19 protein-coding genes and 1 tRNA gene are annotated in these 18,143 nt (G+C 47.2%); 8 read left to right on the forward strand and 12 right to left on the reverse strand.

Features of this window, described 5'->3' with window-relative positions; genetic code table 11:
• The first annotated feature begins 119 nt into the window (after nucleotides 1–119).
• From xseA to ACR02O_RS16020, 3 genes are all read left to right on the forward strand, one after another.
• Nucleotides 120–1,463: an exodeoxyribonuclease VII large subunit gene (gene xseA, locus ACR02O_RS16010; RefSeq protein WP_458137739.1), complete on the forward strand. Its 1,344-nt coding sequence runs from the start codon at nucleotides 120–122 to the stop codon at nucleotides 1,461–1,463.
• A 114-nt stretch (nucleotides 1,464–1,577) separates the two neighbouring features.
• On the forward strand, nucleotides 1,578–1,982 hold the full coding sequence (locus ACR02O_RS16015; protein ID WP_051670515.1) for a bacteriohemerythrin: 405 nt from the start codon (nucleotides 1,578–1,580) through the stop codon (nucleotides 1,980–1,982).
• Nucleotides 1,979–2,551, forward strand: a complete 573-nt coding sequence (locus tag ACR02O_RS16020) for an alpha-ketoglutarate-dependent dioxygenase AlkB family protein (RefSeq protein WP_171695024.1) — start codon at nucleotides 1,979–1,981, stop codon at nucleotides 2,549–2,551. Before ACR02O_RS16015 ends, ACR02O_RS16020 begins: the two co-directional genes overlap by 4 nt.
• Nucleotides 2,552–2,579: 28 nt before the next feature.
• On the opposite strand, the gene nqrM is transcribed toward ACR02O_RS16020, so the two are convergent.
• The 8 genes from nqrM to ACR02O_RS16060 form a co-directional block, all read right to left on the reverse strand.
• Nucleotides 2,580–2,768 carry a (Na+)-NQR maturation NqrM gene (gene nqrM, locus ACR02O_RS16025; protein WP_033159346.1) on the reverse strand — a complete coding sequence of 63 codons (189 nt, stop codon included), beginning with the start codon at nucleotides 2,766–2,768 and terminating at the stop codon, nucleotides 2,580–2,582.
• An 88-nt stretch (nucleotides 2,769–2,856) separates the two neighbouring features.
• Nucleotides 2,857–4,077 carry an NADH:ubiquinone reductase (Na(+)-transporting) subunit F gene (gene nqrF / locus ACR02O_RS16030; protein ID WP_033159347.1) on the reverse strand — a complete coding sequence of 407 codons (1,221 nt, stop codon included), beginning with the start codon at nucleotides 4,075–4,077 and terminating at the stop codon, nucleotides 2,857–2,859.
• Nucleotides 4,078–4,087: 10 nt separating this feature from the next.
• Nucleotides 4,088–4,696, reverse strand: a complete 609-nt coding sequence (gene nqrE, locus ACR02O_RS16035) for an NADH:ubiquinone reductase (Na(+)-transporting) subunit E (RefSeq protein ID WP_101052580.1) — start codon at nucleotides 4,694–4,696, stop codon at nucleotides 4,088–4,090.
• Complete coding sequence (locus ACR02O_RS16040) at nucleotides 4,696–5,364, reverse strand: NADH:ubiquinone reductase (Na(+)-transporting) subunit D (protein WP_020481963.1); 669 nt, start codon at nucleotides 5,362–5,364, stop codon at nucleotides 4,696–4,698. The genes nqrE and ACR02O_RS16040 overlap by 1 nt, the downstream gene beginning before the upstream one ends.
• 8 nt (nucleotides 5,365–5,372) lie before the next feature.
• Nucleotides 5,373–6,236 carry a Na(+)-translocating NADH-quinone reductase subunit C gene (locus ACR02O_RS16045; protein ID WP_033159350.1) on the reverse strand — a complete coding sequence of 288 codons (864 nt, stop codon included), beginning with the start codon at nucleotides 6,234–6,236 and terminating at the stop codon, nucleotides 5,373–5,375.
• Nucleotides 6,229–7,428 carry an NADH:ubiquinone reductase (Na(+)-transporting) subunit B gene (locus tag ACR02O_RS16050; protein ID WP_319961502.1) on the reverse strand — a complete coding sequence of 400 codons (1,200 nt, stop codon included), beginning with the start codon at nucleotides 7,426–7,428 and terminating at the stop codon, nucleotides 6,229–6,231. The genes ACR02O_RS16045 and ACR02O_RS16050 overlap by 8 nt, the downstream gene beginning before the upstream one ends.
• A complete protein-coding gene (locus ACR02O_RS16055; RefSeq protein ID WP_458137740.1) occupies nucleotides 7,428–8,774 on the reverse strand; it encodes a Na(+)-translocating NADH-quinone reductase subunit A in 1,347 nt (448 codons plus the stop codon). Before ACR02O_RS16055 ends, ACR02O_RS16050 begins: the two co-directional genes overlap by 1 nt.
• Before the next feature lie 186 nt (nucleotides 8,775–8,960).
• The gene (locus ACR02O_RS16060; protein ID WP_458137741.1) at nucleotides 8,961–9,689 is read right to left on the reverse strand and encodes a metallophosphoesterase; all 729 of its coding nucleotides are present in this window, start codon (nucleotides 9,687–9,689) and stop codon (nucleotides 8,961–8,963) included.
• A 102-nt stretch (nucleotides 9,690–9,791) separates the two neighbouring features.
• Between ACR02O_RS16060 and ispG the strand changes: the two genes are divergently transcribed.
• On the forward strand, nucleotides 9,792–11,012 hold the full coding sequence (ispG, locus tag ACR02O_RS16065) for a flavodoxin-dependent (E)-4-hydroxy-3-methylbut-2-enyl-diphosphate synthase (RefSeq protein ID WP_319961503.1): 1,221 nt from the start codon (nucleotides 9,792–9,794) through the stop codon (nucleotides 11,010–11,012).
• Nucleotides 11,013–11,340: 328 nt separating this feature from the next.
• Here the strand turns inward: ispG and ACR02O_RS16070 are convergent, their stop codons facing one another.
• The 3 genes from ACR02O_RS16070 to ACR02O_RS16080 form a co-directional block, all read right to left on the reverse strand.
• Nucleotides 11,341–12,513, reverse strand: coding sequence for an NnrS family protein (locus ACR02O_RS16070; protein WP_458137742.1), 1,173 nt, complete (start codon nucleotides 12,511–12,513; stop codon nucleotides 11,341–11,343).
• Nucleotides 12,506–13,321, reverse strand: coding sequence for a ferritin-like domain-containing protein (locus ACR02O_RS16075; RefSeq protein ID WP_458137743.1), 816 nt, complete (start codon nucleotides 13,319–13,321; stop codon nucleotides 12,506–12,508). The genes ACR02O_RS16070 and ACR02O_RS16075 overlap by 8 nt, the downstream gene beginning before the upstream one ends.
• Before the next feature lie 102 nt (nucleotides 13,322–13,423).
• Nucleotides 13,424–13,813: a lipocalin-like domain-containing protein gene (locus ACR02O_RS16080; RefSeq protein WP_033159357.1), complete on the reverse strand. Its 390-nt coding sequence runs from the start codon at nucleotides 13,811–13,813 to the stop codon at nucleotides 13,424–13,426.
• Between the two features lie 197 nt (nucleotides 13,814–14,010).
• Here ACR02O_RS16080 and ACR02O_RS16085 point away from each other — a divergent pair, with 197 nt between their 5' ends.
• The 3 genes from ACR02O_RS16085 (at nucleotide 14,011) to ACR02O_RS16095 (ending at nucleotide 15,966) form a co-directional block, all read left to right on the forward strand.
• Nucleotides 14,011–14,721, forward strand: coding sequence for a DUF6901 family protein (locus ACR02O_RS16085; RefSeq protein WP_033159358.1), 711 nt, complete (start codon nucleotides 14,011–14,013; stop codon nucleotides 14,719–14,721).
• Between the two features lie 249 nt (nucleotides 14,722–14,970).
• Nucleotides 14,971–15,057 (forward strand) — tRNA-Leu (locus ACR02O_RS16090).
• Nucleotides 15,058–15,165: 108 nt separating this feature from the next.
• Nucleotides 15,166–15,966, forward strand: a complete 801-nt coding sequence (locus ACR02O_RS16095; protein ID WP_494521999.1) for a DUF6538 domain-containing protein — start codon at nucleotides 15,166–15,168, stop codon at nucleotides 15,964–15,966.
• A 27-nt stretch (nucleotides 15,967–15,993) separates the two neighbouring features.
• On the opposite strand, the gene ACR02O_RS16100 is transcribed toward ACR02O_RS16095, so the two are convergent.
• Entirely contained in the window at nucleotides 15,994–17,265 is a 1,272-nt protein-coding gene (locus tag ACR02O_RS16100) for an IS256 family transposase (RefSeq protein ID WP_494521800.1), read from the reverse strand.
• Between the two features lie 132 nt (nucleotides 17,266–17,397).
• Here ACR02O_RS16100 and ACR02O_RS16105 point away from each other — a divergent pair, with 132 nt between their 5' ends.
• A complete protein-coding gene (locus ACR02O_RS16105; RefSeq protein WP_494522000.1) occupies nucleotides 17,398–18,141 on the forward strand; it encodes a site-specific integrase in 744 nt (247 codons plus the stop codon).
• Nucleotides 18,142–18,143 lie beyond the last annotated feature (2 nt).

Raw genomic sequence — 18,143 nt, forward strand, 5'->3', positions numbered from 1 at the left:
CAGCATTTTAGCGCAGCTTACCTGGAAACACTTCCGCAAAGTAAAAGCCCCTGTTATTTGCGGCAAACCGCCGTAAAATAAGGTTTTCAACCTATTCGCCCTGCACTTTCAAGCATTCGATGAGTAATTCCGAGCAGATCTTCAGCGTATCTCAGCTAAACCGCGAAGCCAAACGCTTGCTGGCCAGCCATTTCTTAACCGTGCAAGTACAAGGCGAGATTTCCAATCTCAGCCTGCCCTCTTCCGGCCATTACTACTTTACCTTGAAAGACGCGCAAGCCCAGATCCGCTGCGCCATGTTCAAAGGACAACAGCAACGACTAAGGTTCAAACCTGCCAACGGCAATCTGGTGGTCGCCACCGCGCAAGTCAGTTTGTACGAACCGCGCGGCGATTATCAATTGGTGGTGGAACAATTGGAAGAAGCAGGTGACGGCGCATTGCGTCTGGCTTACGAACGCTTAAAACAAAAGCTATTACAGGAGGGTTTGTTCGAGCAAAACCGCAAGAAACCGCTGCCGCCACTGCCAACACAAATCGGCGTCATCACCTCGGCCAGTGGCGCAGCGATTCACGATATTCTCAGCGTACTGAAAAGGCGCTTTCCGGCGATCCCGGTGCTGATCTATCCGGTAGCGGTGCAGGGCGAAAGCGCTAAATTCGAGATCAGCGCGGCATTGGCAGCAGCCAATAAACAAGCTCTGGTAGATGTGATCATCCTAGCGCGCGGCGGCGGGTCGCTGGAAGATTTGTGGGCGTTTAACGAAGAAATTGTCGCCAGGGCGGTAGCGGCCAGCGAAATTCCAGTGATTTCAGCAATAGGCCACGAGGTGGATTTCAGCATCGCCGATTTCGTCGCTGATTTGCGCGCGCCGACACCATCGGTAGCGGCCGAATGTGCGGTGCCGGACCAATCCGCCTGGCTTAATCGCTTTACAGCTATCGAGCGCCAACTAACCCGGCAAATGCAGGATAAATTACAGCAGCAACAGATGCATTTGAGTTGGCTAAATAAAGCCCTACAAACCCAACATCCGGGCGAAAAACTACAACGCAATGCCCAGCGTCTCGACGAATTGGAACAACGCTTGGATCGAGCGACGCGAGCCGGCTTGGGGCTGTGCCGCCAGCGTCTGGCGTTAAACACCCAGCGTCTGAACGGACAGCAACCGTTGGTATCGATTCACGGCTATCGGCAGCAACTTGATTACTTCCAACAACGATTAAGCCGTTCGATGCAAATTAAACTGACGGCATTGAAAAATCGGCAACACGCGATGTCACAAACCTTACATGCGATTAGTCCACTGGCAACGCTGGAACGCGGTTATGCTATCGTGCAACGACACGAAAGCTCCCAGCTGGTGAAGTCGGTTAAACAGTTAGCCAAGCTTGAACTGTTCGACATTAGAATGGCCGATGGGCGCATCGTTAGTAGAGTTGATGAGGTAATACCCGATTAAATCTGGCCGGCGCTTTAATTGCCATCGACAATCATCCATCGGTTTTATCGTCGGCGATTACTGGGCATAAAACATGCTTTAGTGCATTAGTTTACAAATCACACGAGTGTTCAAATGACAATATTCGACAGAACCATACCCCTGAGTGTTGGTTATGCTCACATCGATCATGATCACGGCATCTTTATTGATTTGGTAAATCAATTGGATAAGGCCAATAACACTGACTTTCCGGGCTTGTTTGCGCAATTGTATCAACACACCGAAGAACATTTTGAATCTGAAAATCGGTTAATGGCGCAATTCGGATTTCCGGCGGAAACCGAACACAAAGGCGAACATCAACGGGTTTTGGAAGAATTCAAACAGTTTAAAACCCGGATCGACAAAGGCTTAATTTCCTTTGGTCGTGCTTTTGTCAAGGAGCGTCTGCCGCAATGGTTTTTATTGCACATTACGACAATGGACAGTGCACTAGCTTCGCATATTAAAGCACAGCAGGAATTGCAAGACGAATGACGCCTGATAAGGAGCTGAGAATAATAAGAGATTTTTACGACGCCGCCGAAAGCGATGCTATCTATAGGCGTTTGCTCCAGGAACAAAATTGGCCCGACAATTGTTACAGCGTTGCCGGTCGGGAATTTACTTTACCCCGCCTGCAAACCTGGCATGCTGATCCGGGGATAGTTTATAGCTACAGCAATAATCTATTAAAAACTCGGCCCTGGACGCCATTACTATCGGATATAAGGCAAAAAATCGAACAGTTCTTAAACTTTTCGTTTAATTCGGTATTAGTGAATTTATATCGCAACGGCGATGATTATGTAGGCTGGCATGCGGATAACGAAGCGGAGTTGGGACCACAGCCTTTTATCGCATCATTGACGCTGGGAGCGACCCGACAATTTGCATTTCGGCATAAAAAAACCGCGGAAAGCGGCAGTATTTTACTGACTAGTGGAATGCTATTGATTATGCAGCCCGATTTTCAACACCACTGGCTGCATAGTATTCCTGTCGATCAGAAGTTGACTCAAGGACGCATAAACTTAACGTTTCGGAGAGTTATCGCTCCGAAGTAGCTTAGTTTATCGCTTTGGGCAAGCAGTCCTAATGTTGTTCCAATGTTTTAGCTTGCTCAGCTTCAAACTTCTTTCTTTTGTCGCATTTCTCACTGCATACGCAATTGCCGGTGCCTCCGCAAGACCCCTTGATGGCATTCCGACCGAAAAGCACACCGACTGCCATGACGGCAATAACGATCAACATAAATAAAAATGTTACTAAAAAATAACCCATTTTTTTCTCCTGTTTTTTCTAATCACTGAAACGAAAAAAGGAGCGATCCGAAAATCGCTCCCTGTGCTTCGCGTCAGATTAATACAACTTAACCGCCGAAATCATCCAACATAATATTTTCAGGATCCACACCATTAGCCAGCAGCATGTTAATCACTGAAGAGTTCATGATTGGCGGCCCGCACATGTAGTATTCACAATCTTCTGGGTTCGGATGTTTCTTGATAAATTCTTCGAACAACACGTTGTGAATGAAGCCGGTATAACCTTTCCAGTTATCTTCAGGTAAAGCATCCGACAAGGCTACATGCCATTCAAAATTGTCGTTTTCTTTGGCCAGCATATCGAAATCTTCAACGTAGAACATTTCGCGTTTGCTACGTGCGCCATACCAGAAAGTCATTTTACGCTTGGATTTCAGTCTGCGTAGTTGATCGAAGATATGCGAACGCATCGGCGCCATACCGGCACCACCACCGATAAAGACCATTTCAGCATCGGTTTCTTTGGCAAAAAACTCGCCGTAAGGACCGGATACGAAGACTTTATCACCTGGTTTCAGATTGAAGATAAAAGACGACATGATGCCTGGCGGAATGCCATCCGGCGCCCCTGGAGGCGGCGTAGCAATCCTGACGTTCAGCATGATTTCCTTTTCTTCAGGATAAGATGCCATTGAGTACGCGCGTAGAGTCGGTTCTTTTACATCCGACACATAGCGCCACAAATTGAATTTATCCCAATCAGGACGGTATTCCTCGGCAACATCCATATCCGCATATTTTGAAATATGGGGCGGGCATTCGATTTGGATATAACCACCTGCACGGTAATTGATGGCTTCGCCTTCAGGCAATTCCAACACCAATTCTTTAATGAACGTTGCGACGTTGTCGTTGGACTTAACGGTGCATTCCCATTTTTTTACACCGAATACGCTATCTTCAACTTCGATATCCATGTTTTGCTTGATGGACACTTGGCAAGCCAGACGTTCACCATGTGCAGCTTCCCGTTTGGTGATATGCGATTGCTCGGTTGGCAGAATGTCGCCACCGCCGCTGTGCACTTTCACTTTACATTGACCACAAGTGCCGCCACCGCCGCAAGCTGAGGACACGAACAATTGGTTGTCCGCCAATGCGGTCAACAATTTGGAACCAACTGGTACATGGATTTTCTTTTCGTTATTGATCAGAATTTCCACATCGCCAGAGGCCACCAGTTTACTTTTCGCGCCGATGATCAAAAATACCAGCGCTATCACGATGACCGTGAAGAAAATAACACCTAATGCAATTTCCAGCATTACGATACCCTTATAATTGAATTCCAGAGAAAGCCATGAAGCCCAGAGACATCAAGCCAGCGGTAATAAAAGTGATGCCCAGACCTTGTAATGCAGCAGGAATATCGCTGTATTTCAATTTCTCACGCACACCGGCCATCACGGTAATCGCCAAAGCCCAGCCGAAACCACTGCCTATACCGTATACCACGCTTTCACCAAAATTGTAGTCACGTTCGATCATGAACAAGCTGCCAGCCAAGATCGCACAGTTCACTGTAATCAACGGCAGGAAAATACCCAAGGCTTGATACAGAGCCGGAAAGAATTTATCCAAAATCATTTCCAGAATCTGCACAATCGCAGCGATCATACCGATGCAGCTCAACAAGCTTAAAAAACTTAAATCCACGCCAGTAATGCCTATCCAAGATAATGCATCTTCTTTCAACAAAGTTTGGTAAATGAAGTTATTGGCAGGCACTGTTAGGGTTTGCACCACCATAACGGCAATACCCAAACCCATGGCCGTGGAGATCTTCTTGGACACCGCCAAGAAGGTACACATACCCAGGAAGAATGACAGCGCCAGGTTTTCAATGAAAACCGCTTTAACAAACAGACTGATATAGGCTTCCATTAGTGATGTCCCCCTTCACCGTGAGCAATCGACATGATTTTGAACTCGTTGTGTTCCACCTGTTTGGGTTTCCAGGTACGGAAACCCCAAATGATCAAGCCGATAATGAAAAACGCGCTGGGCGGCAGTAGCATCATACCGTTAGGCACATACCAACCACCATCTTTGACCAAAGGCAGCACATCGAAACCAAGCAGTTTGCCTGAACCCAAAGTTTCTCTGAACAGCGCCACGATGACCAGAATCAAACTGTAACCTAAGCCGTTACCGATACCGTCAACAAAGCTTTGCAGCGGCGGATTTTTCATCGCATAGGCTTCAGCACGCCCCATGACGATACAGTTGGTAATAATCAAACCAACGAATACCGACAGCTTTTTGCTGACATCAAAGGCAAAGGCTTTAAGCAACTGATCGACCACAATAACCAGCGAAGCAATGATGATCATCTGCACGATAATCCGAATGCTGCTCGGTATATGCTCGCGCACCGCACTAATCGCTGCGCTTGAACAGGCAGTAACCGAGGTCAAGGCCAATGCCATGATCAATGAGGTAGACATTTGCGACGTTACCGCCAGCGCCGAACACACACCAAGCACCTGCAGGGTGATTGGGTTGTTATCGACCAACGGTTCGAATAATACTTTTTTAGTTTCTTTATCCATGATAAGTCCTAACCGTTTTTTCTAATTTTGTTTAGATAGGTGGCAAAACCTTCGGTACCCATCCAGTATTGGATCAAATTACTGACGCCACGACTGGTTAGGGTTGCGCCGGCCAAACCATCCACTTTGTAAACAGAATCCGGGCGACTGGAATCGACACCACCTTTCACTAAAGTCAAAGCCACTTCGCCTTTATCGGAATAGACTTTTTTGCCTTTCCACAACGCGCGCCAGTTAGGATTGACTACCTCACCACCCAGGCCAGGGGTTTCACCTTGGTCGTACAGGTTGATACTCTGTACCGTTTGCGCATCAGCTTCCAAGGCTAAAAAGCCGTACATCGTAGACCACAAACCGTAACCGTTGATAGGCAGAATAATGGATTGCAACTGGTCGCCGTTTTTAACCAAAAACACTTTGGTGTATTTGGCTTTTTGACGGATGCTGGCAATATCTTTCTCGACCGGAATCAACTCGTTCTGCGCAGGGTCTTTAGCAGCCTTGCGTTGGTCGTATTCGTCGACATTGATATTGTCTACGTAATCACCCGTTTTCAGGTCGACAATCTTGCTTTCGATTCTTTCCGCAAAGGCTTTATCTATATCAGTACCCTCTTCCAACAAACCAGCCACATCAAGAATGTTTTTCTTCATGTCCAGGGCTTTGTTGTAGCCTTGCAAAGGCCGTAAAGCGACTGTAGCGATAGATACCAATACGGCGCACACCAAACATAAGGCCAAAGCCACGTTGACGGTTTTTTCCAGGCTGTCGTTACTTAAAGCCAGGATTCTGTCGGCGTAAACTCTGAACTGTTCGTAGTACTTGCAGAGCTGCTCGTTGTACTTACAGGTTTTTTTCTCGGCATTAAGCATGGCGTTTGATCCTTCTTCTAATATTTGCTTGAACAACAAAGTAATCAATCAATGGTGCAAACATGTTTGAGAAAAGAATTGCAAGCATCACACCTTCCGGGAAAGCCGGGTTAATAACCCGAATGATGATAATCATCACGCCGATCATGCAGCCGTAAATCCAGCGACCGGTGTCGGTCACAGCGGCAGAAACAGGATCAGTTGCCATAAACACCGTACCGAAAGCAAAACCACCGACTACCATATGCCAGTACCAAGGCATCGCAAACATTGGGTTGGTTGTGCTGCCAACGATATTCAATAAAGTGGACATAGCGATCATACCGATCAACACACCAGCCATAATGCGATAAGAAGCAACGCGAGTGTATAACAAGAATGCTGCGCCCAACATACAAGCTAATGTGGATGTTTCACCCATCGAGCCGGGAATGAATCCCAAAAACGCTTGGATCCAACTGAAACTCTCTTTAATCGCCTCCACGCCACCAGCCGATGCCAACGATAAAGCCGTCGCGCCACTGTAACCGTCCACCGCAACCCATACCGCATCGCCGGAAATTGAAGCCGGATACGCAAAAAACAGGAACGCACGACCTGTCAAAGCGGGATTAAGGAAATTTTTACCGGTACCACCGAAAACTTCTTTACCCAACACGATACCGAACGAGATACCTAAAGCCACTTGCCACAAGGGGATATCAGGCGGCAAGATTAAGGTATACAGCATTGACGATACCAAGAAACCTTCGTTGACTTCATGCTTGCGTACGGTTGCAAACAACACTTCCCAAACGCCACCTACCGCTAAGGTAGTGATGTAAACAGGGAAGAAATACAACATGCCGTGCACCAGACAGGAAATCGGGTTGTACGGGTTGTAGCCGAATAGCGCCATTGGAATGCTGCGCCAGTTGTTGATCGACTCGACACCCATACCCTTCATGGCTAAGTTGGCTTGATAACCCGTGTTGTACCAAGCCATCAAAACACAAAACGCCGTGGCGATTACCACAAACGTCATAGTGCGTTTCAGATCGTTACCGTCACGTACATGGGTTTTTCCGCGCGTTACATCGGATGGCGTGTAAATAAAAGTATCCACCATCTCGTAGAGACCGTAATACTTTTCAAACTTGCCGCCCTTTGTAAAATGCGGCTCTATGCTATCTAAAATATCTCTAGCCGACATTATCCTTCCTTCTCGATTTTAGTTAAATTAGCTCTGAGCACAGGCGCGAAGTCATGCTTGCCTGGATCGACAAAGGTGAACAAAGACACGTCTTCTTCACTCAGTTCCAGGCAGCCAAGAGACTGTGCAGTGTCGGTATCGCCGACTACAATGGCTTTCAATAAAGGTGTAGACAAAATATCCAAAGGCATAACTGTCTCGTACACTCCCACCGGCACAATGGCGCGATTGCTACCATTTTTGTCAGTGGTTAACGGGAACAGGCGATTATCTTTGCGATCTTTGCTCGACACGTACACATTCATAGCCGAGTATTTGTCTTTGCCGGGAACGATCCAACCGAAAAGCTCACGTTCACGACCTTCTTTAATAGCAGAAACTTGCAAACTGTAAGCACTCAAAAATGCCACAGATCCGGCAGCCTCGTGGCCATACAAAACAGAGCCCGAAATTACGCGGTTTTCAACATCTTGCAATTCGCCGGCAACCAAATCGTCCAGATTGGCGCCCACACGTGTGCGTACCAATCTTGGGTTTTTAACCGTTGGACCAGCCAAAGAAACGATGCGTTCTACATTCAGCTTACCTGTAGTAAACAATGCGCCAATAGCAATCACCGCCTGGTAATCAATATGCCATACGAATTTATGGATATTGACCGGATCGATAAAATGAATATGGGTGCTTGGCAAGCCGGCAGGATGCGGCCCGGAAAACTCCGCTACCTGAACGGCTTGATTCGCTACCAAATCAGTGCCCGTCGCTTTGCAAAGATAGGTTTTACCGGATGTCAACTTAGAAACTACAGTCAAGCCATTAGCAAAATCGGCAGCACGTTCCTTGATAATGACAGCAGGATCTGCCGCCAGCGGACGAGTATCTATCGCTGTGACAAAAATTGAACTAGGCGTTGTATCGACAGCAGGGATTTTGCCGTAAGGACGTGTCAGGAACGCAGTCCACAATCCTGATGCCAGCAAATTTTCCTTAACCTGTTCTTGAGTCAAATTGCCTAACTCAGCTTCGCCGTATTTGGCGAAAGACTCTTGCTGATTTCCTTGCAATTCAATGACCACAGACAACAGCGCACGCTTGTCGCCACGGTTAATAGCTTTAACCACACCCGCACCGGGTGAGGTAAAGTTGACGCCAGGATTTTTTTTGTCAGAAAAAAGGGCCTGTCCTAATTTGACCTTATCTCCTTCGGCAACCATCATTTTCGGCTTCAGATCGATGTAATCGGCACCCAATAAGGCGACCGATTTGATGCTGTTACCATCGCTAATCTTTTGTTCGGGTCCGCCTGTTATAGGCAAATCCAAACCTTTCTTTATATTAAATTGCATAGTTAATACGCCTGCTCCCCAGACTAGTTGCAGCAAAAAGCCCATTGCGAAACACCGATCCCAAAGGGCACTTCAAGACAAAACATGTTCATTACATCACAAGTTATCGGCTTTCTCAACGGAAAATCCCAAGGCTTGTAGCCCTTTAAGCCGAGCGATAGCGCCCTGCATAAGTGGAAATACCGCTCAAATATCAACCACTTTATCGATATCAAAACCACTCACATACTTGCGCCCGACATACCCCCGGGTATTGCTTAAGATACGGGCATCCGCTATCCGGTAATCACCCAAATTGTGCACATGACCGTGAAACCAGGCTGCTATTTCATATTCGTGAAATAAAGGCTTCAAGTCATTACAATAAGCCAGCTTTTTAAGTACGTTGGGTGAATCGATCCAACTCCATTCGGTGGGCGCATGATGAGTGACCACTATGGTCCTGCCGGCAAAGGGCGTGGCAAGTTGTTGTTCTAACCAGAATTTAGATTCCCGATGTAGTTCGGTAAAGTGTTTGGGCTCGAAAGTTTGGCCTGCAAATGACACCTTGCGAAAGTCATTCAAGGTATTTCCCAGCACTTCGGCCTTTTCGGCGCCCTCGATAAACAAATTCGTCCACAAGGTGCAACCCAAAAAGCGCACACCCTGGAAGATAAACTGATCTTTTTCCAGGAACTGAATTTGACTGCCCGCACATTCCCTACGCAACATATCGATAGTCTGTTGATATTCGTAACCATAAAACTCATGGTTACCCGCCACATAAACCACAGGCTTGCCGATAGACCTCAACCATTCGACACCTTGTTTGAATATGCCGATATCGCCTGCCGCCACGACCAAATCGGCATCGGTTTCCGGCAGACTCTGCTCGCCAAATTCCAGATGCACATCAGAAAAGTAATTTATCCGCACAATTTGCTCTTTCGTCCTGTTACTAAGGAGGTATAATTTATATCCTAAGTGAATTACTTGGTATTTTTTAGATAACTTTCAGTTTTTGCAGACCACACTTCTATGTCGATTAGCTCCAGAAAACACACCCAACAGGTTTTGGTAGGAAACGTAAAAGTCGGCGGCGACGCTCCGATTGTAGTTCAATCCATGACTAATACCGACACAGCTGATGTTGCAGGAAGCGTTCAACAGATCATGGAATTAGCAACAGCCGGCTCGGAAATGGTCCGCGTCACGGTCGACCGTGAAGAAGCTGCGCAAGCCGTACCGGAAATCGTCAACCGACTGGCACAAAAAGGCTTTTCGGTGCCCATTATCGGCGACTTCCATTTTAACGGCCACAAGTTACTGGAAAAATATCCGGATTGCGCTCAAGCACTTTCCAAATACCGTATCAACCCCGGCAATGTCGGCAAAGGCAAAGCGCGGGACCCACAATTTCAGCAGATGATAGAGTTTGCGATTCAATACAACAAACCCGTGCGGATTGGCGTCAACGGTGGCAGTCTTGATCAAGCCGTGTTAACCCGCTTGCTTGACGAGAACAGACAATTAGCGCAACCCAAAGAATTACCCCTGATCACCCGGGAAGCCATCATACTCTCCGCCCTGGAAAGCGCGGCTAGAGCCCAGGAAATCGGGCTAGGCAAAGACAAAATCATCCTATCCTGCAAAATTAGCGATGTTCAGGAGTTGATCAGCATTTACCAAGACCTGTCCAGCCGTTGTGATTACGCCTTGCACTTAGGCCTTACCGAAGCTGGCATGGGCTCCAAAGGCATCGTCGCATCAGCAGCAGCGCTCGGCGTACTGATGCAACAAGGCATAGGCGACACCATTCGGGTATCCCTAACACCCGAACCCGGCGCAGCGCGCACCAAAGAAGTCATTGTGGCCCAGGAAATTCTGCAAACCATGAATTTTCGCTCCTTCACACCCATGGTAGTGGCCTGCCCCGGTTGCGGACGCACCACCAGCGATTATTTCCAACGTCTGGCGCAAGACATTCAAGGCTATTTACGCGACCAAATGCCTATTTGGAAAGATAAATACAAAGGCGTGGAAGATATGAAAGTCGCGGTGATGGGCTGCGTCGTCAACGGCCCCGGCGAAAGCAAAAATGCCAACATCGGCATCAGTCTGCCCGGAACCGGCGAGTCACCTGTTGCGCCGGTTTTTGAAGACGGTTTCAAAACCGTCACCCTAAAAGGCGAACATATCGCTGAAGAGTTCCAAGCTATAGTCGAGCGTTATATCGAATCGCATTACAGCGCGCAGTAAAAACGTTTCGACACAAAAAAAGGCGGCTGAAAGCCGCCTTTTTTACAACCCTATCAAAGCCCGCTATCACTGACCAAGATCATTACTCCTGCCAGGAACAGACCCGCTTACACCCTTGACGCCGTTGACCAAAGTCAATCCGTCCGACTCATGTTCACATCAAACCTGTCGCGCAATTTGCTTCCATTCACTCTCATTTCATTGACCAGATCGCGCAGTAAACCGATATAGCAACCCTAACACTGTCGCTCCAACAAATTCAATGTATAAAAAATACGGCACGCTTGGACGAGACCATCCGCCATCGCCACTGTTTTTATGAACTACGCTACCCCGGCTGCCCATCCAACCTGGGCGACATCAAAATTGGCGAATAATAAAATGCGAACAAGGAAAACGCCGCCAACCAGCAATAGGTGGACACCATCACCAAACCGCCATACCAGTTTGGCAACAAAGCCGGAAATAACACCCGAAACAACGCGGCCAGATTTATCAGCACAAAGGCCAGCGCCATCACATTCGAGGCTTTTAGCGCCCTGCCGGTATGGCCCAACGCAACGCGGGCCATCATGCCCAAAGTCAAAATACCGATGCCGCCCACAGTAAAGGCGTGTAAAGCCAAAGACTGCGGAACCACAGCAAAAGCAGAGAGGGATACCAAGCCAAATCCAAGGATCAACCAACCATAGCCGATGTACAAAACCCAAAGCAGGGGCACAAACCAAATCCGCGGGTTGTACCAAGCCGCCACTCGCACAATATTAATCACAATCGCCGCTACCGCAGCACCAGCCAACAATGCGCCGGATATATTCAGCATCAATAATGCAAACACCGCCAAACTCACCGCAACAGCGGCTATATCCAATGCCGGATTGCGAATACAAATAACCCCAGATAGCCCCCGTTCGGTAAAAAACGGAAATACCCGGCCAGCGATGACCAAAATCATCGCAACGATAACGGTAACCACCAGGATCAGCCCTAGCGAGGCACTAGCGGCCATACCCAAAACTTGGGCGTGAATCAAACCATTGCCCAAGGCCAATAACAGCAATAAGGCGATAAAAATCAGATTTTGATAGTTGCCAGTTTTTAGAATTGGCTTACCCACAAAATACGCCAACACCGGTAAAAATACGAAATCGACGGTGCCTATCAACAAATCGGGCAATAGTTCGGAATAAAAAGGCAATACCCGGCCATAAATCCATAAAAAACACAGCGACGCCAGTTGATCGGGAGTCACTGTTTGTAAGCCAGTCCAGTTTCTAACTGCTGTTAGTAAAAAACCGGCAATCACCGCTGTGGTGTAGCCAAGCAACATTTCATGAGCATGCCACGTGCTGCCGGTGAAGTAATTATCGATATGCAGCGAACCGTTGGACATTGAGTTCCATACTGCAATCAAAGCCAGAGCTGATAATCCCGCCAGCGCGAAAAAGGCCCTAAAGCCCATCGCAAACAGTGGATAATCAAAAACCGGTTTGTTATTCATGCAAACGCTCCTCCAGCCAATCGATTTCGTTATTCGAGAAGCCGGCAATTATACGCACTTCTCGGTTAAAGGGTCCCTTGGGCTTGCCTTTGAAATAATTCAGTATCAGGTCTTTAAAGCAGTGTTCAGGTTCCATACCGCGCTGTCTGGCCAGATTATTGAACCAGTAAGAACCGCGCTCGACATGCCCGACTTCGTCGTCGTAAATCCGCTGCAAGATAGCCAGACCGGGCTGATCGTCAATAGCGACTAATTTATCCATCATACCCGGCGTCACATCTAATCCGCGCGCCTCCATGCAACGCGGCACTATCGCCAAACGCGCCAAAATGTCATCCGAAGTCTCTTCGGCATGCGACCAAAGCCCGCGATGTGCGGGCAAATCGCCGTAATCGAATCCTAAACCAAGCAAATGAGTGCGAATCAACTCGAAATGCTGCGCCTCTTCGTCGGCGATGATCAGCCAATCCCGATAAAAATCGTCCGGCAAGCCGGGAAATCGGTAAATGATGTCCCAAGCCAAATAAATTGCCACGAACTCGATATGCGCGAGTGCATGAAAAAAAGCCGCTTTACCCTCGTTGGAATCCAGACGACGTTTAGGCATTTCTCGCGGCATCAACAATTTCGGCCGGCTTGGAAATACGGTGTTGCATATCGGCAAGACCGCCCGGTCTGTTTGCAGGGACAATAAGCCGTTATCCAACAACTGCCTGGCTTGATGAGTTAAAACAAGCTTTTGCTCAATGTCGCCATTGAATAAACAATGCTCCGCAAAATCGGATAGGCTTTGGGGCTGCTCTGCCAAAATCGAAGTTCCTGTTTTCTCGCTACCGATGAGTCCATCCCATCCGACAACCACGTAAATAGGTCAAACTAAGCACGACAATATCAGAAGTGCCCGGCGTTTTTATTTTTTAGACATAAAGAAATAAACGGTTTGGCACTTCAAAACCATATTGTTGCCGGATTTTTCGATTGCCTCGCAGGTTTCCATCTTCGAGCGACCCGGCGCCGCCTGTTTGACAATCTTGCCGCCTTCGACGGCGTAATTCAGCACAGCCCGCATTTGGTCAAGTCTGGCATGCGAATCGTTTTCATGGGTCATGCCTTCGATAGTGCCATCGTCTTTAAACGTCCAGGTGGTATTAGAGCTTCGGGCCTTGCTGCCATCACTGGTGTTGGATTCTTTGTCGATTTGCCATGTACCCAAAACATCGGCTTTGGTCAGCTGAACTTCCGCTGTGGCGTGAAAAGATAAAAACAATAAAGCAACAGCGGAGAGTTTAATAAATTGCATGGTAAAGCCTTTTTGAGATTATGTTTTTAGAGCCGTCGATTGTAACACGGAGCCGGAGGCAGCCTCCTTTACTTGAATACCGCAGCTATACTCAAGCCAAACTAGTCAGACGACGCCCCTACAATCGGCCAATAACGCGGCTTAGCCAGGTTAAAATCCATCCAAGAAAACGCACATCACAAGTTTGCTGAATTTATATGTCCGAAGACATCCTACATTTTACCTACCGCTTAAGCGCAGAAGATTACGACAGCGCCGATTTCCTAATCGAAGTTGATAAACAAAGCATGACCCTTATTTCTGCCGCCCCCCCTCCCTATCCTCTATGGACGGAACTCACGTATCAACAATGCCGCAATTGCCCGTTAAAACCGGAGCAGGTTCCGCATTGTCCTGTCGCGATTAATTTGGTGTCACTGTTAAATTTATGTGGGCACCTAGTGTCCCACAAGCAAATGGCTGTAGAAGTCATTACCGATAGAAGAACCATACGCGCCGAAACCACTGCTCAACATATCGCCAGTTCGATTCTAGGCTTAATTATGGCCACCAGCCCGTGTCCGCATACTGAATTTTTAAAGCCAATGGCACGTTTTCACTTACCCTTGGCCGATCAAACTGAAACGATTTACCGAGTAACCACGATGTTCCTATTGGCACAGTATTTTCGGCAAAAAGACCACCTACCCTATTCCCTGGAACTGGATGAACTGCTCGCGCTATATCAAAACTTACAAGTTATCAACCTCCATTTAAGCCAACGGTTAAAAACTGCGATTAGCGAAGATGCGGCGGTAAACGGCGTGATTTTACTGGATTTATTGTCAAAGTCGGTTTCTTGGTCAATCGAAGACGGTCTTGAGGAAATTCATCATTTATTCGATGGATACCGCAAATTAGCTCAATAGTCTGCCGACAAAAACTTTCTTGCACAAACTATCGCTCGCCAATGGAAGCAGCCAAATAGACCAAGCCACCCTAATACCCAAGCCACTGCCTCAGAACGACTGCATCACCTGGCGACAACAACCAATCCTTCAGGAGTGCCGACGTTAAGCTGCTCAGCGATGTGTATAATCATGATGTGTATAATCATAAGGTTGACACATCCCATCCATACACTTATAATAACCAAATTACTTACCTAGATAAGTAATGCCGAGGTGGTGAAATTGGTAGACGCGCTAGCTTCAGGTGCTAGTAGGGGTAACCCTGTGGAGGTTCAAGTCCTCTCCTCGGCACCATAACTTATTGATTTTCCTCATATTTTTCATGAGGAGAGTATTCTTCTTCCTTGTTACACAACTTGCCACACATTTTGCTACACAAGATGTGCTGATGAGGAGAGGAAAATGCTCGAAAAATCCCCGCACAAATATCTCTGCCAGCGAAAGGACATCCTGTACTATCGCCGCAGAATCCCCTCCCTTCTAAAATCTCACTTCAATAGACCTGAGTTCATCGTTTCGCTAAGGACTTCAAATATTAGCGATGCAAAAAAACTTTGTTCTGGATATGATCGATACTTTGACGATCTGATAACAAACGAAATCCTCAGAAATATGAGTTCCAGACGCCCTCCTAACGCGATAGACTTCACCGTTAAACAAACAGTCGCTCCTGATGGTACCGTCACCAATGAAGTCGAGATAAAACCTGAAGACATAAAAGCATGTTTAGATTCAGGAATGTCCCCTGAAGAATCCGCCGCATACTTCCGCGAATTATCCAGAATCAATAACGAACTGCACTCATCTAAACCACTACAAGATCCTGCCGAGAACAAGACCGCTCAATCAACGGCGAAATCAAACGAAACAAGAACGAAAAAGGGAAATCCAGCAGCGAATTCCGCGAAACATAGTTTGAGCGAAATTATTGAACGCTACTATGACGATTTGAAAATCGTTAAGTACGGAGAAGATTGGAAGCCTTCGAACAAACACACTACATTTTTTCGACGTCTAATTGAAATCACTGGCGATAAAGCAATCAGTGAAATCACAAGAGATGATGCAAAACAGGTACTAAAGCAATTGAAGCTACTACCTGCAAATACAGCAAAGTATCGAGGAATGACAGTCGATAAAATAATTTCCCTAAACATTGATGAAGAGAAGTTCACTACGAAGACCATCAATGATGAGAAATAGTCAAATCTGGTGTATGGCTGATTTGAATCAGGCGGCCATCTGCTGTGTTTCTTCTGTTTTCTCCGGTTCCATAATGACAGCCATGCCGTCCTGAAAACGAATGCCCTCAATCACATCCGGCAATCGTTTAAAGCCGCGTATCTTGCGCCAACTCTTCTCGGCGGTTAACGCCAATTGGAACACCAAGCCCAACAAGGTATTGCGGGACACGCAGTTCTTGGTGCGGGTGGTCCGATGGCGAATCGTCGCAAAGCTGGATTCGATCGGATTTGTCGTCCGAATGTGTATCCAGTGCTCGGCGGGAAAGTCGTAAAAGGCCAATAGCGATTCACGGTCTTTTTCCAACACGCCCACCGCCTTGGGGTACTTGGCTTCAAAGTCACGCAAGAACGTGTCGAAGGCTTGATTGGCCAGGGCTTTGGTTTCCGCCATCCAGATTTCTTTCAGCCCCGCCTTGGCCTTGCCTTGGATTGAATCGGGTAGCGTCGCCAGCACATTCGCCGTCTTATGCACCCAGCAGCGCTGGTGTTGTGTGGTGGGCCAAGCTTCGTTGATGGCTGCCCAGAAACCCAAAGCGCCGTCGCCGGTAGCCAGTTTCGGCGCGTCCTGTAGACCTCGCGTTTGTAAATCCTGCAAAACACTCAGCCACGAGGCTTTCGATTCCCGATAACCGTCCGATAAGGCCAGCAAGCGCTTTTCACCCTGTTCGTTGACTCCGATGATGACCAATAGGCACAGCCGATCATCCTCGCCACGCAGGGTCGAATAGATGCCGTCGGCCCAGACATACACAGTGCGCTCCTTCGATAAATCTCGCCGATTCCAGGCCAGATAATCCTCGGCCCATTGGGCTTTCAGGCGGCTAACCACGGCAGGTGACAAGCCTTTGGCATCGTCACCCAGCAACACCGATAAGGCCGACTGCATGTCGCCGGTGGAAATGCCGCGCAAATACAGCCAGGGTAAGGCCGCTTCCACCCGTTTTGTCTTGCGAACATACGGCGGCACCAGCGACGAGTTGAACTTGATCCTGCCGCCGGAACGGTCTCGAACCTTGGGGATTTTGACCGTCACGTTACCCACGCCCGTCACGATCTCCCGCTCCGGCAAATAGCCATTACGCACCACGGTTTGCCGGCCCCGTAAATCGGTAACCTTGGCGTATTCGCCCAGAAAAGCCTGTAGCTCCGCCTCAACGGCTTGTTGGATCAAGGCTCTAGCACCCGTCTTCAACAAATCCGTCAAAGGATCGTTAATCCCACTGGCATTATTCCAGTCTTTTGCATTATCTTTGTTCATGGCGTCTCTCATTTTGCTGTTATTCGATCTCGACAATCTCATTTCAGCAGAGGGCGCCACCTTTCATCAAGTCGGGCCGTACACCAGATTTAGTTATAACTCATCAATGATCATATGGAGATGTATAGCAGATTGTTTAAATGGATAGTATCTGAATACAAAGAATATACGGACAATCCATTTGTTGAATTACGAGTACAAGCCAACAAGAAAATAAAGCAGAATCAACGTAGACAGAGCTTTACCAGTCAAGATCTAGTAAGAATTTTCTCTACAGAGCTTTATACCAACGGTCAATATGATTCAGTTTACAAGTTTTGGACACCATTGATCGCATTGTACACTGGCGCAAGAAATGCAGAAATAGCAGCACTTTACAAAGAAGATATAAAACAAATTGACAATAACTGGGTATTTGATTTTAACGAAAATACAAAAGACAAGCGGTTAAAATCAGCGAACAGTTTCCGGAAGACACCCATTCACCCCCATCTTATAGAAATTGGATTCATAGACTTTGTAGAATCCTGCAACGATAATCATAGACTATTTCAAGAATTATCCAATTGGACAACTAAGGATGGATACTCAAGACCAATCGGAGATTGGTTTAATCGAGAATACTTGGTAAAACTAGGTATATACATTAAAACCAAAAAAGTGTTCTACTCCTTCAGGCACACAATGACGTCCGCATTGGATAGAGCCGGCGTAATGGATTATATAACTGAACAAATATGCGGAAGAGAAGCAGGAAATAACACTCTTGGAAGAGAAAATTATGCCGATGACGTTAGTGTTGCAAGATTATTAACAGAAATAATTAAGGTGGACTTTCGTAATGAACTTAGCAATGTTCGCTGGATACCAAAATAATA

Source organism: Methylomonas sp. PHL2-19, from assembly GCF_059331595.1.